Source organism: Marseilla massiliensis (genome assembly GCF_016899855.1).
In the GTDB taxonomy this organism is placed as follows: Bacteria; Bacteroidota; Bacteroidia; order Bacteroidales; family Bacteroidaceae; genus Prevotella.
In genome coordinates this window covers 122,447-138,223 of the sequence record NZ_JACJJG010000001.1, presented here as the reverse complement: position 1 = coordinate 138,223, position 15,777 = coordinate 122,447, and the positions used below count along the sequence as shown (strand labels likewise).

General features: G+C 48.5%; 13 protein-coding genes and 1 tRNA gene. 11 read left to right on the top strand and 3 right to left on the bottom strand.

All coding sequences use genetic code 11. From position 1 onward, the window contains the following. The first annotated feature begins 42 nt into the window (after positions 1 to 42). The 3 genes from H6A34_RS00640 (at position 43) to H6A34_RS00630 (ending at position 2,387) form a co-directional block, all read left to right on the top strand. Positions 43 to 130 (top strand) — tRNA-Ser (locus H6A34_RS00640). A gap of 297 nt (positions 131 to 427) precedes the next feature. Continuing rightward, a complete protein-coding gene (locus H6A34_RS00635; protein WP_087251025.1) occupies positions 428 to 1,660 on the top strand; it encodes a site-specific integrase in 1,233 nt (410 codons plus the stop codon). 529 nt (positions 1,661 to 2,189) lie between these two features. Next, entirely contained in the window at positions 2,190 to 2,387 is a 198-nt protein-coding gene (locus H6A34_RS00630) for a hypothetical protein (protein WP_013619410.1), read from the top strand. Positions 2,388 to 2,899: 512 nt separating this feature from the next. Here the strand turns inward: H6A34_RS00630 and H6A34_RS00625 are convergent. From H6A34_RS00625 to H6A34_RS00615, 3 genes are all read right to left on the bottom strand, one after another. Then, the gene (locus H6A34_RS00625; protein ID WP_013619409.1) at positions 2,900 to 4,171 is read right to left on the bottom strand and encodes a Y-family DNA polymerase; all 1,272 of its coding nucleotides are present in this window, start codon (positions 4,169 to 4,171) and stop codon (positions 2,900 to 2,902) included. Between the two features lie 3 nt (positions 4,172 to 4,174). Continuing rightward, on the bottom strand, positions 4,175 to 4,672 hold the full coding sequence (locus H6A34_RS00620; protein WP_087251027.1) for a LexA family protein: 498 nt from the start codon (positions 4,670 to 4,672) through the stop codon (positions 4,175 to 4,177). A gap of 180 nt (positions 4,673 to 4,852) precedes the next feature. Then, positions 4,853 to 5,302 (bottom strand): hypothetical protein, encoded by a 450-nt coding sequence (locus tag H6A34_RS00615; RefSeq protein WP_205102814.1) that lies wholly within the window; start codon positions 5,300 to 5,302, stop codon positions 4,853 to 4,855. Positions 5,303 to 5,407: 105 nt separating this feature from the next. Here H6A34_RS00615 and H6A34_RS00610 point away from each other — a divergent pair, with 105 nt between their 5' ends. From H6A34_RS00610 to H6A34_RS00575, 8 genes are all read left to right on the top strand, one after another. Next, positions 5,408 to 5,797 (top strand): single-stranded DNA-binding protein, encoded by a 390-nt coding sequence (locus H6A34_RS00610; protein WP_087251031.1) that lies wholly within the window; start codon positions 5,408 to 5,410, stop codon positions 5,795 to 5,797. Between the two features lie 374 nt (positions 5,798 to 6,171). Beyond that, positions 6,172 to 6,351 (top strand): glyoxalase, encoded by a 180-nt coding sequence (locus H6A34_RS00605; RefSeq protein WP_205102812.1) that lies wholly within the window; start codon positions 6,172 to 6,174, stop codon positions 6,349 to 6,351. Positions 6,352 to 6,368: 17 nt separating this feature from the next. Continuing rightward, on the top strand, positions 6,369 to 6,620 hold the full coding sequence (locus H6A34_RS00600) for a DUF6926 domain-containing protein (protein ID WP_087251035.1): 252 nt from the start codon (positions 6,369 to 6,371) through the stop codon (positions 6,618 to 6,620). 5 nt (positions 6,621 to 6,625) lie between these two features. After that, the gene (locus tag H6A34_RS00595; protein WP_087251037.1) at positions 6,626 to 7,054 is read left to right on the top strand and encodes a PcfK-like family protein; all 429 of its coding nucleotides are present in this window, start codon (positions 6,626 to 6,628) and stop codon (positions 7,052 to 7,054) included. 3 nt (positions 7,055 to 7,057) lie between these two features. Next, entirely contained in the window at positions 7,058 to 8,326 is a 1,269-nt protein-coding gene (locus H6A34_RS00590; protein ID WP_205102811.1) for a PcfJ domain-containing protein, read from the top strand. 636 nt (positions 8,327 to 8,962) lie between these two features. Beyond that, positions 8,963 to 13,969, top strand: coding sequence for a helicase-related protein (locus tag H6A34_RS00585; protein ID WP_205102809.1), 5,007 nt, complete (start codon positions 8,963 to 8,965; stop codon positions 13,967 to 13,969). A 756-nt stretch (positions 13,970 to 14,725) separates the two neighbouring features. Beyond that, entirely contained in the window at positions 14,726 to 15,289 is a 564-nt protein-coding gene (locus tag H6A34_RS00580; RefSeq protein ID WP_420870785.1) for a ribonucleotide-diphosphate reductase subunit alpha, read from the top strand. Then, positions 15,286 to 15,774, top strand: a complete 489-nt coding sequence (locus H6A34_RS00575; RefSeq protein WP_018667466.1) for an SLOG family protein — start codon at positions 15,286 to 15,288, stop codon at positions 15,772 to 15,774. Before H6A34_RS00580 ends, H6A34_RS00575 begins: the two co-directional genes overlap by 4 nt. The last annotated feature ends 3 nt before the right edge of the window (positions 15,775 to 15,777 follow it).

The following is a 15,777-nucleotide window of genomic DNA, read 5'->3' as shown; positions in this document are numbered from 1 at the left end:
TTTGCACTCGCTTTTGAACACAAAGCTTGTCTTCCCGACAAAGGAGAGATGGTAGAGTGGTCGATTACAACGGTCTTGAAAACCGTCGTGCTGAGAGGCACCGGGGGTTCGAATCCCTCTCTCTCCGCCAAGGCTCCGAACGGAGACATTCAAATAAGGGGTCGAAAAGCTTATAAAGCACCGTAAATCAAGTGATTACGGTGCTTTTTTCATGTATATACGCCAAATCTTGACGGTATAAATGCATCGGTTGGCAGTCACATTTCGGTCATTTCCTGCTACATTTCCTGCTACAGGAAGACCAACCGCCAAAAAAATGTAGCAGAGACGTACTTTTGAAGCCCATATTGACGCCTTGTAAGTCGCTTAATATCAGATATTTATGTTTAACTTTGTGGCCAAAGCGCTACACAAATAACGTGTTATTATGAGACTTATTTTTAAGGTGTCGTATTATATACGCACAAATTACGTAAACAAGGAAGGTAAATCACCGTTGATGATACGGATTTATCTTAATGGAAAAATGCTTACTGTCGGGTCTGCAGGAATCAACGTTGACAAGACAAAATGGTCAAACGAAACAAATCGCCTTAAAGGACGTACTTCCGAGGTCTTGAACACCAATGCCCAAATTGACAACATTTCATCAGATTTGCGGAATATCTTCCTAAAGCACCAGTTTGACAAGGATCTTACCCTTGATAAGATAAAAAGCATTTATCTTGGCAAGAACAAGGAATGTACAACTTTCCTCGATTTCTACGGCAAGTACCTTGAGGACATCAAGGCTCAAGTTGGTAAAGGGAAAACGCTGGCCACATATCACAAATATTCTGCGGCTGGAAAACACTTTGAGAATTTCTTGAAACTGAAATATGGTCGCAAGGATATAATGCCGTCTGAATTGACCCATGTAATCATTCATGACTTTGATATTTACCTGCGCACAGTGGTCAGTCTTAAGCCCAATAGTGCAACCAAGACATTGAAGTTTTTTAAGACCGTAGTCATATTTGCACAAAAGTGCGGCGTATTGACGCACGATCCATTCGCCCAGCATCGTTTCCATCTCGAATCCGTTGACAGGGGTTTCCTCACAGACGATGAAATTACAAGAATCATGGAAAAAGAGTTTTCCACTCCACGTTTGGAATCCGTCCGTGATATATTCATATTTTCGTGTTTCTGTGGGCTTGCATACATAGATGTGGCAAATCTGACCCAAGACAACATTGTAACTCTTGACGGGAAGAAATGGATAATGACAAGGAGGCAGAAAACCCATGTCGAAAGCAATATTTTATTGCTGGACATTCCTTTAATGATTATCAACAAGTACAAAGGCAAAACAAAAGACGGGAAATTACTGCCCATTCTTTCTAATCAGAAGATGAATGCGTATTTGAAAGAAATCGCGGATTTATGTGGAATAAGAAAACGGTTGACCTATCATCTCGCAAGACACACGTTCGCCACAATGATGCTCAGCAAAGGGGTGCCCGTAGAATCGGTATCAAAGATGTTAGGTCATGCAAATATAAAAACAACACAAATTTATGCCCGCATCACCAATAAAAAGATAGAGCATGACATGATGAATTTATCTGAGAAACTAGATTGTTTCAATGATGCAGCTACACATTTAACATCAGACTAAACAATAATTATCTGAATTAGTCAAGATTTAATCTGACTGTTAATATAAAAAGAGTAATTTTACAACATCAAACAAATTAAGTTATGACTAATTCAGTTCTGATGCAGAGCGGAGCAATCCGTCCTGCATGATATTTTGTGTCGGGTTGTTCCTATTTTACCGGTTGTAAGTTACAAAGAAATGTCGGCTTGAAGTCTGCCGTTATCCTTATATATATGCTTACCAACCCTTTCTATAGACCTTGCTTCTCAAGCCTCTTGCCCTTTATATCAGTCCGAACATTCCATGTTGCAGCCTCCATACCGCCACCGCCAGAGGTTTTATCTTGTGCGAATATAGGTTGCCGCGCCTGTTCCCTCCGTTTTGAAGTGCATTTCCGGCAAATTCTTCCTTGCATTGCAAGAGTAATTTACCGGAAAAAACATCGGGAATGGCTTTTTCGGCAACCTTTTACTGCACCGAAAAACCGAAGCGGCTTCCGATTGAAGGACGTCGAACAGAGGGAAAGTAAACTTAAATTCAAAAACGGATGAAGACATTGGAAGAATTGCTACAAGGAATTGGATGTGTCGGTGAGGTATTCGACAGTACGGGAGAATTTACGGAAGCCGGAAGTAAGGCATATCACTTTTTGGTGGATTTGCTGTATGACATTGAATGTCTGACTGGAAAAAGTGTATCATGTATAATCAGGGAACTTGATAACATATGTGAAGAGAATTATTAAAAATCAATATTATAGTTAGGAAAATTCATGAATCGAAAGAGTAAAGCTCGCAAAGGACTGGAAAAATGACGGTGAACTGCGTCAGTCGTGTTCTGCATGTTATGACGCTTGACGACATCCTTCCAGATAATGGAATCAAATAGTATGTCAAGGCAATTGCGTGTCGTCAGAAGAGAGTTGACCTATCAAGTGTACAAAAGTAGTGGATTCAATTTGTTTTTTCCTTCCAAAAGAAAAGTTATGGCTGTTGTCGGTGAGTACTTGTTGACTGATTTACCTAAAAGCCCTATCCGGACTTGATTGCGCAAGCAGGAATTTAAAAAGTAGGTTTAAATTTTCTTGTATATACTACAAGGAACGAAGTAAACCTCTTGCAACATCTCTTTGGTAATGAATAATAATAGTTTTAGAAATTAAGTTTAATGACATCTTGTATATATAGAACAAGGAAAGGAGTAAACCACTTTGCCAGTTGCACCAGCCTTTCTTTTTTGAAGGCAATAGAATACTGTTCAGACTTTGACTTTGATGACTTCGTTAAGGTTTGTGGAGTATTGGGCTGACTTGTGTTCGCATTTCAAGTGCCAACGTTTGTCCGTGCCTTGGCTTGCCACTTTTACGGTATTAAAACCATTCCGTTGGTTGATGGCATCGATAGCCGCTGAAAGGCGAGCTTGTTTGGCACGGTCTATGGAGTCAAAGAGGACAGTTTGGACGGCAGTGTTTGGACTAATGTCCCACACGATGACACCGGCTTTCTTGTAGTGGTATCTTCCATTCTCACGCCATTCAGTACGGAGTGCTTGGACTGCTGCGGCTACCAACTCCAATTGGTCGTTGGTGGGCATGGGCAATGTAACTGTGCGGTTGATAATATGGTTTGGCACATCGTTGCGGAAACGGCTGGTATAAGCGAATACGGTCAGTTGGCAGCAACGACTCTTTTGCTCACGCAACTTGCGGACACATGAAGCGGCAAAGTTGGCTACTGCTTCTTCCACCACTTCCAACTCAGACAAACCTTTGTCGGGAAAACTGCGGCTGGTACAGATGCTCTGCTTTTCGGGCAGTTCGCTGATGTTTATGCAACTTTCGCCACGGAGTTCCTTCCATGTCCTCACACCTGTGACGGTAAGCAACCGTCTTACCCGGCTTTCACTCCACTGCGTGAAATCCCATGCGTTTTTGACTCCATGGTATTCCAACTTCTTGGCAGAGCGTCTGCCAATGCCCCACACATCGGCGATGTCAAAACCTTGCAATGCCTTGATGCGCTTTTCTTCGGTGTCAATCAGGCAGACACCCCCGTAACCTTTGTATTTCTTTCCATACCTGCTTGCCACTTTTGCCAAGGTCTTGGTCGGAGCTATGCCAAGCGTTACCGGGATTCCTGTACCCTTGCCAATGGTACGCACGATGCGTTTGCCGTACTCACGCAATGCTTCTCCACCGCCCATGCCTGTAAGGTCGATGAAAGCTTCATCGATGGAATATTGCATCAATTCGGGCGTGAATTCCGAAAGCAGCATCATCACCCTGCGGCTCATGTCACCATAAAGTGTGTAATTGGAACTGAACACGGCAACCTTTTCACGCTCCAGCAATTCTTTTGCTTGGTAAAAAGGCGTACCCATTTCTATACCCAACGCCTTTGCCTCGTTGCTGCGGGCAATGATGCAACCGTCATTGTTAGACAGCACCACCACTGGCTGTGTGCGCAATCCCGGATTGAAGACCCGTTCACACGAACAATAGAAGTTGTTGCAATCCACTAGACCGAACATGATTCACTTCCTCCGATATTGGCGTTTGATGTTGTAGGTCAATACTCCCCACACGATGAAATTATTTTCTTCCGTCACCTTGATAGGCGGATAGTCCTTGTTGGCAGGCATCAGCCAAAGGCAATCACCCTTGACATCGAACTTTACCCGCTTCAATGTAAATTCCCCATCAATGTAGGCCACCACGATGTCACCCTCCTGCGGATCGATGGACTTGTCTATCACCAACAAGTCGCCGTTGTCGATGCCACAGTCCTTCATAGAATCACCTACGGCACGGGCATAGAACGTAGTGGCGGGATGGCGAACCAACTCGCGGTTCAGGTCGATGCTCTCCGTCATGTAGTCTTGTGCAGGGGATGGGAATCCTGCACGGATGCCACCATCGGCAAAGTCCAACAGCAGCTCGCTGCTCAGGTCGGCCGAATAGAGGATGAGCCTTACCCCGTCCTCCTTTTCTACTCCGGATTCATTGACGACTGTTTTATGTGAATCTTCCATTTCCTGTTCTCTTGTTGCATTACCATTCGTTTTGCAAAAATACCATTTTTATGCGCTTGTCCGTCTTTATTTTATGAGTTTCCACACTTTTACGCCTTTTATTGGCTTACATTTCGCCAAAGGCGACCGATGCTCTTTCCCGATGGCAGTCGTGCGCCATTCTTTCATCGTATCTTGGGTTTAGGTTGATAGCCGGCTTTCCTTAATTTCTTCCGTTGCCTCGGAACCGGCACACCGACAGCTGTTCTGTCCACATTCCCTATCCGTCAGTCTTATCTTCAGGCATCTCCTCTCCAATGGTAGAGCGGCCTTTTTTTCTGGCAATATCGGTATCGCGTCCGCCCTTGCGGCTTCCATAATGAAAGAGGTGGTTGGAATCGCCGTTTCATACCTGACCCGTTGCAGAGCTATCGGAACGGGCTTTTTTCTTTTGGCAGGCGGATTATTAGCATCCTTCATCACAACCTGTGGCTGAATTTTCGTGTTGCTTCTTACATGGCCGTCGTTTATCGAAGCCACAATATTTTTCCATGATGCAAAGATATAATGCAGCTCGCCGATGGCGTTACGGGACACTGACGTTCTGACCAATGGCGTGTCACGAAAATCTTCCGACATTTTCCGCTTCACATAAAATGTTGCGTATTTGCGTGCCTCCCTTGGTGCTACCCTATGCCTGCAATATCTTCTTGCATCCGTAAAAATTAATTGTTCAACTTCTAAAAACTTACAGTCATGAAGCAAGTAGAAAATTCTTTCATCATCACAGGTTTTGTAGCAAAGGACGCTGAAATCCGCACGTTCACCAACAACGATGTAGCCAGTTTCCCGATGGCAATCGGCCGCAAGGAAACCAAGGACAACGCCACCAACCGCGTGTCCGCTTTCATCAACGTGGAAGCCTGGCGCAAGAGCGGCAGCGCATCGTTCGAGTTGCTGAAAAAAGGTACGCTGCTCACCATAGAGGGCTATTTGAAGCCCGAAGAATGGACCGACAAGAACGGTATGAAGCAGAACGGCATCAAGTTCGTGGCCAAGAAGTTCTACGAGGCGGTGGAGAAACAGGAGAAGGCCGAGAAGCCCCAACCTAAGGCTCGCGCCAAGAAACAGAAGGAGGCGGCATAGACCGCTTCCTTCTTCGAAAAGAGCGGCTTCGGCCGCTTTTTTCGTGCTCAATGCACGTGAAGCCTTGCTCCTTTTAAAATGATTAGCTACCTGTTCTACCATTACCCGCTTTGTTATACCGGCTATTCCTTATCCCGCCCTCCAGCCGTCACCGTTTAGTTTTACTGATGCAAAGGTCGGCCATCGCGCCTGATGGCGGCGGCTTGAAGTGGATTTCTTGCAAATTCTTCCTCCTTGCGGAGCGTAATTGGCAACAAAAGCCGCCGCATGAGGCTTTCCCGATAGCCGAGCCGCCGCATCGATAAAACCCCAAATCGGTCACGGCAAGAAGGACCGATGACAGGGAAAGTTTAACATCAAAAACATACACCAATATGTACGATTACGACAACAGAGAGGAATTTGAGGATTACGGCAAGCATTGCTGGGTGCTGACCCCGTGGAAAGGCTACCGCTCGGCAACCATAGTCGGACAGACCGACAAAGGCTATATCGTCCAAGTGAGCAGCGGAGCGGAGATAGTGGTTTATCCTGACGAGATAGAGATTAATTAACCCCAAAGCATACCCATATGGAAAAGACAATCGAAAAGATACCGACATGGAGTCTGTGCTACCTTGTCAATGGAGATGCATGCGGACTGACAGAGGAAGAACTACAAACCATCGACCGCTGGTACAAGGACATGGGCGTACAAGTAGTTTCGCCCGTCATGGACAGTGAATGCAACCTGCAACCCTATTTTTCACCTTGCCCTGCTTTCGGCTTGCCGACAGAGGTAGTGGACTGCGACATCTTTTATATCCAACCCACCAAACAATGACAACCATGAAAGGAACTGAACATTTCAAACAGGCCATCAAGAGCTATTTGGACGAAAGAGCCAAGACGGACGAACTCTTTGCAGTGGCTTATGTCAAGGAAAACAAGAACTTGGACGATTGCATCACGTTCATACTCAACCAAGTCAAAGCAATGGCCAATGAGGGCTGTGTCGGCATGGCTGACGATGACGTGTATTCGCTCGCCTGCCATTTTTATGACGAGGACATCATAGACATAGGCAAGCCCGTCAACTGCGAGGTGATAGTCAACAACCGTATTGAACTGACCGAGGAAGAGAAAGCCGAGGCACGGCAGAGGGCTATCAGCCAATACCAAGCCGAGGAATTGCGCAAGATGCAGCAACGTAAGAGCAAGTCGGCGGCAAAACCACAGGAGACCAAACAAACAGAACCTAACTTATTCGGCTTTTGAACGATGAAACCACGCAACAAATTCGAGAAAGCTGTACTTGCCCAAAGCGGCAAGCTCCGCCCCTTGAGCAAGGCACAGCTTGCTTGGGCATTCCGTGAGTGTGTCAGCCATTTTGCACACCGACTGCCCAAGGGTCGGACAACCTGCATGGACTGCGGCCATGAATGGGTAAGAGAAAAAGCGACAGGGCATTGCACCTGCCCGAAGTGCCACGCAAAGCTGGAGGTCAAGAATACCCTTGTCCGCAAAATACGGCAAAAGGCATATTTTACCCTGCTTGACAAGTGTGGGAAGTACCAAACCCTGCGAATGTTCCTGCTTGTGGTGGAAATGGAGAAAGGCTGCAAGGCGCACCCTTACGCCTTGGAAATCGGGCAGTATTGGTGGAACGACAAAGGCAAACAGACGCTTGTAGCCATTCAGCGCATATTGGGCAGGTACATGGACACCTTTTCTTTCGTTTCGCCAATGGCCATTCGGGGAGACAACGAAGTGTACCGCCATATTGCCACTTTTGACACCTATCCGAGATACAGCGTTATCGACACTTTGCAAAGAAACGGTTTCCGCAGCGACTTGCAAGACATTGAATCGGCAAAACTCATACCGGCATTGCTGACCGACCCGAAAGTTGAAACTCTACTGAAAGCCGGACAATATGACTTGTTGCGCTATTGCCTGCACTCATCAACTTGTCTGGACGATTACTGGCCGTCTGTGAAAATCTGCCTGCGGAATGGATATACCATTACTGACGGCTCAATGTGGTGCGATACCATTGACCTGCTTAGGCGAATGGGCAAGGACACACGCAGCCCGAAATATGTCTGCCCTGCCGACTTGAAAGCGGAACACGACAAATTGGTGGAACAGCGCAACCGCAAGGAGGAACGTGAACGTCTGGCGTTGCGCCGAAAGGAAGCCGCCCAATATGAGAAAGAGTACCTGTTGCAGAAAGGCAAGTTCTTCGGCATCCTCATCACGGACGGAACGCTGAAAGTCAGAGTGTTGGAAAGCGTGGCCGAGATAGCGGAAGAGGGTACGCTGATGCACCATTGTGTATATGCCAACGCATACTACCGCAAGGAGAACTCGCTGATATTATCGGCTACCATTGATGGGAAACGTATTGAAACTGTGGAGGTTGACTTGGAAAGATTATGCGTGGTACAAAGCCGTGGCTTATGCAACAAAAACACAGAATACCACGAGCGCATCGTCAACCTTGTAAACAGCAATATGAACTTGATTAGGAAGCAGATTAGTGCTTAATCACCATTGGGTAAGGTAAGGCATATCGGGAATATTCCCGGTGTGCCCTGCCTCCCTGCCTTCTCCTGTTACATCCCTTTTATAAAAGCCCATCCCACTTATATCCATCTTTGATACCCACGGCTTGCCCTATATCACAGGTATGACGGGCTGTGCCGCAGGCCATGCCGCTGTAAACGGCGGCGAGGCTTCTGCGGCATGGGCAAACGTGAACACACCCTTTCCTGCCGGCGTACAAGTCCGCTGACAAGGAAATGGCGAGTTCCCCTTTAGTTTGCCCGGCAACCCGTCAGTTCTTTTTTTGCAAGCCGAGCCTGTTATATCCCTTTTATATTCCACTTAACATATACTGTTTTAGGGTAGTATATCTCCTTTTCTACCCTTTCATCTTTTTGTCATCCTGCCAATCGATGCCCTGCAGGTTATTTTGCTGCAAAATAAATGTGGCGTGGCTTGCCGTTGCAAACCGGCCTTGGCAGAAATCTTCCTTGGGGCTTCACTCCAAGCGTATTTCTGCCGTCCGATTTGCCGAAAAGCCATTCCGCCCCATTCCGGAGGCAGAAAAATAACCTACAAGAGCCATCGAAATATGGCCGATAGCAGGGGAAAGAACAAAATCTGTCAAATATGAAGAATATGAACTACAACAAATTGCAAGCATTGGCGGCGAACACAGCAGCTATCGAAACAGCCTATCGGGTGCGGAACGAGAAAAGGACGGCGACAGCAGTCGAACGTGAAACCCTCTCCCTGTATTCGGGATTTGGGGGCATCAAGGAAGTATTGGATTTAGGAACAAATGCCCCCATGTCCGACAAGATGAAACAGACTTTAGACCATCTTGTGTGCGTATTGCAAGCCATAGCACAAGACGACGAAACACTATACAGGGAGCTTGTGGATAGCATAAAGGCATCCGTCCTTACCGCTTTCTATACCCCGAAATTTCTCATAGAGGCGGTGACCGACCAAATACAAGCCACGTTCCAAGCCAACGGTTTGTTAATGAAATCCTTTCTTGAACCATCCGCAGGAATTGGTGGCTTCCTGCCAGTTTCTATGTCCGACACTTACAAGGCAGCGTTTGAAAAGGACTTGGCGACAGGGCTTGTGCTTTCAGCCTTGCACCCCGATGCAAGGGTGATTGTTGACGGCTTTGAAACCATTGGCGCACAGGAGTTGGAACACGGCTCATTCGATGTGATAGCGTCCAACATACCTTTCGGCACGATAAACGTGTTCGATGCGGACTTTGAACGCAGGGGAACGCCTTACAAACAATCCCTTAAAGCCATTCACAACTATTTCTTCATCAAGGCGATGGAACTGTTAAATGAGGGCGGCTTGCTGGCTTTCATCACGTCAAGGGGCGTGGCTGACAGCCCATCCAATCGCTTTGTGCGTGACTATCTGGTGCATCACGCCCATATCATCACCGCCCTGCGCTTGCCCGACACGCTTTTCATGCAGACCGGCGGCATCGAGGTAGGCAGCGACCTTATCATCTTGCAAAAGGACAGCCACAAGCAAAACCTCACCACAAGGGAACGCCTGTTCTTGGAAACGTGCAGGGAGCGCACATCGCAGGGGCTGGAAACAGAACACGCAAACAAGGCATTCTCCTTACCACAAAGCACGTTGTCCACAGGCACGGCCATCGGCACAAACCAATTCGGCAAGTTGGTGCGCAAGTACGAGTGGAACGGCACAGAAGAAGCCATACACCAACGGCTTGCCGAGATATTGAGAGCCAATTTCACCCACTATTTCAAGCCCTTCCTGTTTGGTTGGCAAAAGCAAGCGCAGCCGCAGCAGGGAGCGATGCTATCCCTCTTTGACCTTTTCGGGGAAGCCACGGCAGCGGCACAGTACAAGCCAAACACTGGCAAACGACCCTACACGGACGAAATGCCCGGTTGGATGAAAGACGGTGCATTGGTGCTGTTCGAGGGGCAACTTGGCACTATACAAAGCAGAAGAACCGACCGTTTTTCCGAAATGACCGCATGGTTTAACCCGATAAAAGTCAACGGTGCGGACATGGAACGGGCAAAGGACTACCTTCCCGTGCGAAAGGCTTACTTCGAGTTGTCGGAAAGCGAAGCGGAAACAAGGGAAGAACAACCCTTGCTCCGTGAACGGCTGAACAAGACATACGATGCGTTTGTGACCAAGTGGGGCAATTTCCACACGGACGGCAACAAAGAAATGATGACGCTTGACAGCTTGGGCTTTGAGGTGTATTCCATCGAAATGCAAGTGCGTGGCGAGGTGATGAAATCCGACATCATGCGCGAGCCTGTGGCTTTCAAGAAAATAGACACATCGGTACGCCTTGCCCCGATGGAAGCGTTGGCAAGCAGCTTGAACTATTACGGCAGGGTGGATATGGTTTACCTTGCGCAATCGACAGGATGCAGCGAGAGCGAGGTGATAGAGGCGTTGGAGGGCGAAATGTTCTACAACCCTGAAACCAGCGCATGGGAAGAAAAGGGGCGCATACTTGCAGGTAACGTGGTGGAGAAATGCAAAGCGTTCGCCGGACATATCCATAGCCTTGCAGGACAGGCAAGGGCTTGGACTGAAAAGACGGTAAGGGCGTTGGAAGAGGTCACGCCCGAACTGATACCTTATGAGGAGCTTGACTTCAACATGGGCGAGCGGTGGATTCCGACAGAAGTCTATGCCGACTTTGCCGAATACCTGTTTGATGTCAAGGTCGATGTGGTGTACTTTGACGTGAACGACACCTATGTTATTTCCTTACATGGATATTCCCCTGCCGCATACAACATCTATGCCTCGCACGGTTACACAGGCGAGAAACTGTTTGCCCATGCCCTGCATGACACCATACCCGAAATAAAAAAAGAGGTGATGCGTGGCGGTGAATGGGTGAAAGTACCCGATGAAGAAGCCATGCAGGAGGTGGCAACCAAGATACAGGAGATAAGGGGCAAGTTCAACGCTTGGCTTGACAGCCAGCCTATCGCCGTCCGTGACGAGTTGGTAAGGCTCTACAACGAGCGTTTCAACTGTTATGTGCGTCCGTCCTATGACGGTTCGGCGCAAACATTCCCCCGCCTTTCCTTTGCACAGTTCCCTTACGATGACTTATACCCCTCGCAGAAAGACGCCATCTGGATGATTAAGCAGAATGGCGGCGGTGTGTGCTGGCATGAGGTAGGCGCAGGTAAAACAATGGTGATGTGCGTGGCGGCATACGAAATGAAACGCTTGGGGTTGGTACAGAAGCCTTTGATAATAGGGCTGAAAGCCAACGTGCATGAAATAGCCGACTGTTTCCGCAAGGCTTACCCATCGGCAAAGTTGCTCTATCCCGGCAAGGAGGACTTCACCCCTGCCAACCGTGAGGAACTTTTCAGCAAAATCAAGAACAATAATTGGGACTGCATCATTCTGACGCATGACCAGTTCGCAAAGATACCGCAGTCGGAAGAAACAATGTTCGGCATCATGCAACAGGAACTTGACGATGTGGAACGCTCCTTGCAGGTGCTGGAAGAAAGCGGCATGGGGTGGCGCAACCGCCGTATGCAGAAAGCGTTGGAGAAGCGGCAAGAGAACCTGTCGGCAAACCTCCTGTCGTTGAAAACACGCATTGAGGAGAAGAAAGACGGAGGCATAGACTTTCATACGATGGGCATAGACCACATATTTGTAGATGAGTCGCACTACTTCAAGAACTTGATGTTCCAGACACGCCACACGAGGGTTGCGGGCATCGGCAACAACCAAGGTTCACAGCGTGCTATGAACCTGCTGATTGCCATCCGTGACATACAAGAACGCACAGGAAAGGACTTGGGGGCTACGTTCCTGTCGGGTACGGTGGTCGTAAATGCTTTGACCGAATTGTACGTGCTTTTCAAGTACCTGCGCCCGAAAGAGCTTGCCAAGCAGCGTGTGAGTTGCTTTGACGCATGGGCTGCTATATTTACTAAGAAAACGACTGACTACGAGTTGAACGTGACAGGTTCTATCAAACGCAAAGAGCGTTTCCGTACCTACATCAAAGTGCCGGAATTGGCGGCTTTCCTGCGTGAAATCACGGATTACCGCACGGCAGAAATGATAAATCTTGATATCCCCGACAAGAACGTGCGTTTCCTTTCGGACAAACCGACCATGGAACAGGAGGCGATGATAGAACGGTTGGTACGTTTTGCCAACAGCGGTGAATGGTCGGATTTGGGCTTGGAAGCCCCTGCGCCCGAACACATGGACAAGGCAAAGATGCTGATTGCTACTAACGTGGCAAGGAAGATGGCGTTGGATATGCGTCTGTTGAGTGACCAGTTCAGCGATGACCCTGCCAACAAAGCCTCACGCTGCGCACAGACCATCTATGAGTATTATGTGAAATCAAACGCTCACCGTGGTACACAGTTCGTTTTCAGCGACCTTTCCACTTACAAGCCTAATGAGTGGAATGTTTGCCAAGACATCAAGGACAAGTTGGTTGCAATGGGTGTTCCGGCCAATGAGATACAATTCATCCAAACCGCCAAGACCGAAAAGGCAAGGAAGAAGATTTTTGAGGGCATGAACAACGGCACTATCCGTGTGCTGTTCGGTTCTACCTCCATGCTCGGCACAGGTGTGAATGCCCAACAGAGGGCAGTGGCGGTGCATCATTTGGAGGTACCCTGGAGGCCGGCCGATTTGGAGCAACGCAACGGTCGGGCGGTACGCAAAGGCAATACCGTGAAGCAGTGGGGCGGCAACGTGGTTGACATCATCATCTACGGCACGGAAAAGACCTTGGATGCCTACAAGTTCAACCTCTTGCGCAACAAGCAGCTTTTCATCAACCAAATCAACAACGGCACGATAGCCGTGCGCCGCATAGACGAGGACGGTATGGACGAGGACACAGGCATGAATTTTGCCGAGTTCGTGGCCATCCTTTCGGGCAACACCGACCTTTTGGACAAGGCGAAGCTCGACAACAAGATTATGCAGTTGGAAAAGGAACAGGCAGTTTGCAACAAGGAACGTTACCGTGCGGAACGTAAGGCGGAGAGCAACCGTCAAGAGATTGACAACTGCAAGCGCAACATCGGGCGCATGACAGAAGATTGGGAGTATTTCAACAGCCGTAAGGAGGATTGCAGCATTGAGGTAAACGGCAATGCCCAACTGACAGCCGAAGAAACAGGACGAGCCTTGCATTCAATTTCAAGGAAACACCGTGGCGACTTTACGTCCGTTGGCAGTTACAATGGCTTACGGCTGTTGGTGCGCAGCGAGTACCGTCTTGACGGCAGCTTTGACCGCAACACGTTTTTCGTGGAGGGCAAGAGCGGCTTGAAATACAAGTGCGGCAAGTCCGGCTCATTGCCACCAAGTTTTGCGGCGGCTGCGGTGTTCCCACAGACCACTTTGGAAAACATACCCAAGCTAATGGAACGCCAAGCCGAGCGGCAAAAACATTTGGAGGAAGAAATCACCACCTTGCGACAAGTGATGGCACGGCGTTGGAGCAAGGAAGAAGAACTGAAACGGCTCAAACAGGAGTGTAAGGAATTGGAGGAGCGCATCAACCGCACCCTTGAAGAAGCGGAACGCCCAACCGTACCGACACCAGGCACCGAGCCAGTGGCAGTACCGGCGGCATAGCCAACTTCATATTTGACACTTTCCCCTGCTTTGTTGAGAAACACGGCAGGGGATTTTCCCATTTGCCAGAGCTTGTCTTTGTTGGCAGCCCAAGCCGACGGGAGACAAGCTGCCCTATACCTATTATATATAGCTGCCCAAAGCAATTTATACCTGCGGTTTCCGCCACTTGTATTTTCCCTGCCTTTTATATGGACTTTGCCATCTTCCTTTATACCAAGCATATCCGGTTTCCCGACCCGGAATAATCAGCGGAAGCCTGTTCTTACGCACGTCTGTCCATTGGGCAGACCCACACAAGGAGGACAGACGGACGCACGTTGTCCTTGGCAGGCACACGGGAACTTCAGCCTTGCTGAAACAACCTCGTATGCCTGTCCCCCGCCCAACAAGCGTCCTCTTTTGTCTGCCTAGCAGGGTTTGTTTGACCCACCCAAGCCGGAATACTGTTATAGTCCAGTTTTATCGACGAATCCCTTTTACAAAACGCTCCACCTTTTATACTTGTCTGATGCCATTGCGGTTTCTGCACCTGCTTCGGATTATTTTCCTGCAAAACTAACAGGCCGTGTCCAATCCTTGCAAATCCGGCAAGCCGCCACGGGTGGTTGGTGGAAATCTTCCTTTCCGCTGCACTGAAAGCGTATTTCCACCACCGGATTTGCCGGTTGTCCTTTGCCCATTGACGGGGCAGAAAAATAACCCCGATGCAGGCTTGTAAGGAAGCCGAAGACAGGGAAAGAAGTTAAACCCTCAATATTAATGGCGATGGACAAAAACATAATAGGACAGGCGAACAAAATAATGGTGTGGCTGATGAAATACTATCCTGTACGCATCAAGAACGTGGGTGAGCAGCAAAAGGCTGACCGGCAGACCATTTGGAATTTCAAGGACGGACGGGCATACGAGCAAGTAGCCCAAATGACTGCCAGACACTTGCAAGAACTTTTCGGCAGTCGGCTCACAAGCATCGTATTCACCTGTGTACCTGCATCAACGCAAGAGAAGAACGAACTGCGCTACAAGCGTTTTTCGGAAAGGGTATGCGAACTCACCCATGCCATCAACGGCTATCCCCATATGCAGGTGTCGGCAGGACGGTTGGCAGTACACGAACACCGAAAGGACGAAACCGAGGCTCGGACGGCACAAATGGCAGACTATGACACTGATTTCTTCAAGGGCAAAGATGTGTTGCTCTTTGACGACATCATCACCAAAGGCATATCCTATGCCACCACAGCCGACAACTTGGAAGCGTGTGGGGCAAACGTGTTGGGCGGTTTGTTCTTGGCAAAGACATTCTACAAGGTATGATGATGATACGGACAGACATTACAAAGACGGCAGCGTTCACAGGACACCGTTTTATCCGCTACAAGGACAGACAGCAGTTGAAAACCAATCTTGAAAGGGCAATCACGGGTTGCTACCATTCGGGCATCCGCCACTTCCTTTGCGGCATGGCGGCAGGCTTTGACATGCTTGCGGCTGAAACACTGTTGGCGATGAAAGCCGACTATTCCGACATCCGGCTGACAGCCGTCATTCCTTTCCGTGGGCAATCCTGCAAGTTCAACCCTGCGGACAAAGAGAGGTATCGTTCCATTCTTGGCAAGGCTGACGATATGGTATGCTTGAGCGAAACTTACTTTGACGGCTGTTTCCTTCGGCGTAACGACTATATGCTGGAGCGAGCCAGCCACATCATCGCCTACTACAATGGCGAGCCGAAAGGCGGCACGTTCTATACTTGCCGCAGGGCAAAGCGCATGAATTTGGAGATAACCAATTTATACTAACCC

Excerpts from the sequence above, each read along its gene's own strand:
- H6A34_RS00625 (WP_013619409.1), bottom strand. The coding sequence starts at position 4,171 with ATGTTCGGTCTAGTGGATTGCAACAACTTCTATTGTTCGTGTGAACGG.
- H6A34_RS00600 (WP_087251035.1), top strand. The coding sequence starts at position 6,369 with ATGGAAAAGACAATCGAAAAGATACCGACATGGAGTCTGTGCTACCTT.
- H6A34_RS00590 (WP_205102811.1), top strand. The coding sequence starts at position 7,058 with ATGAAACCACGCAACAAATTCGAGAAAGCTGTACTTGCCCAAAGCGGC.
- H6A34_RS00575 (WP_018667466.1), top strand. The coding sequence starts at position 15,286 with ATGATGATGATACGGACAGACATTACAAAGACGGCAGCGTTCACAGGA.
- H6A34_RS00610 (WP_087251031.1), top strand. The coding sequence starts at position 5,408 with ATGAAGCAAGTAGAAAATTCTTTCATCATCACAGGTTTTGTAGCAAAG.
- H6A34_RS00630 (WP_013619410.1), top strand. The coding sequence starts at position 2,190 with ATGAAGACATTGGAAGAATTGCTACAAGGAATTGGATGTGTCGGTGAG.
- H6A34_RS00585 (WP_205102809.1), top strand. The coding sequence starts at position 8,963 with ATGAACTACAACAAATTGCAAGCATTGGCGGCGAACACAGCAGCTATC.
- H6A34_RS00605 (WP_205102812.1), top strand. The coding sequence starts at position 6,172 with ATGTACGATTACGACAACAGAGAGGAATTTGAGGATTACGGCAAGCAT.
- H6A34_RS00635 (WP_087251025.1), top strand. The coding sequence starts at position 428 with ATGAGACTTATTTTTAAGGTGTCGTATTATATACGCACAAATTACGTA.
- H6A34_RS00620 (WP_087251027.1), bottom strand. The coding sequence starts at position 4,672 with ATGGAAGATTCACATAAAACAGTCGTCAATGAATCCGGAGTAGAAAAG.
- H6A34_RS00595 (WP_087251037.1), top strand. The coding sequence starts at position 6,626 with ATGAAAGGAACTGAACATTTCAAACAGGCCATCAAGAGCTATTTGGAC.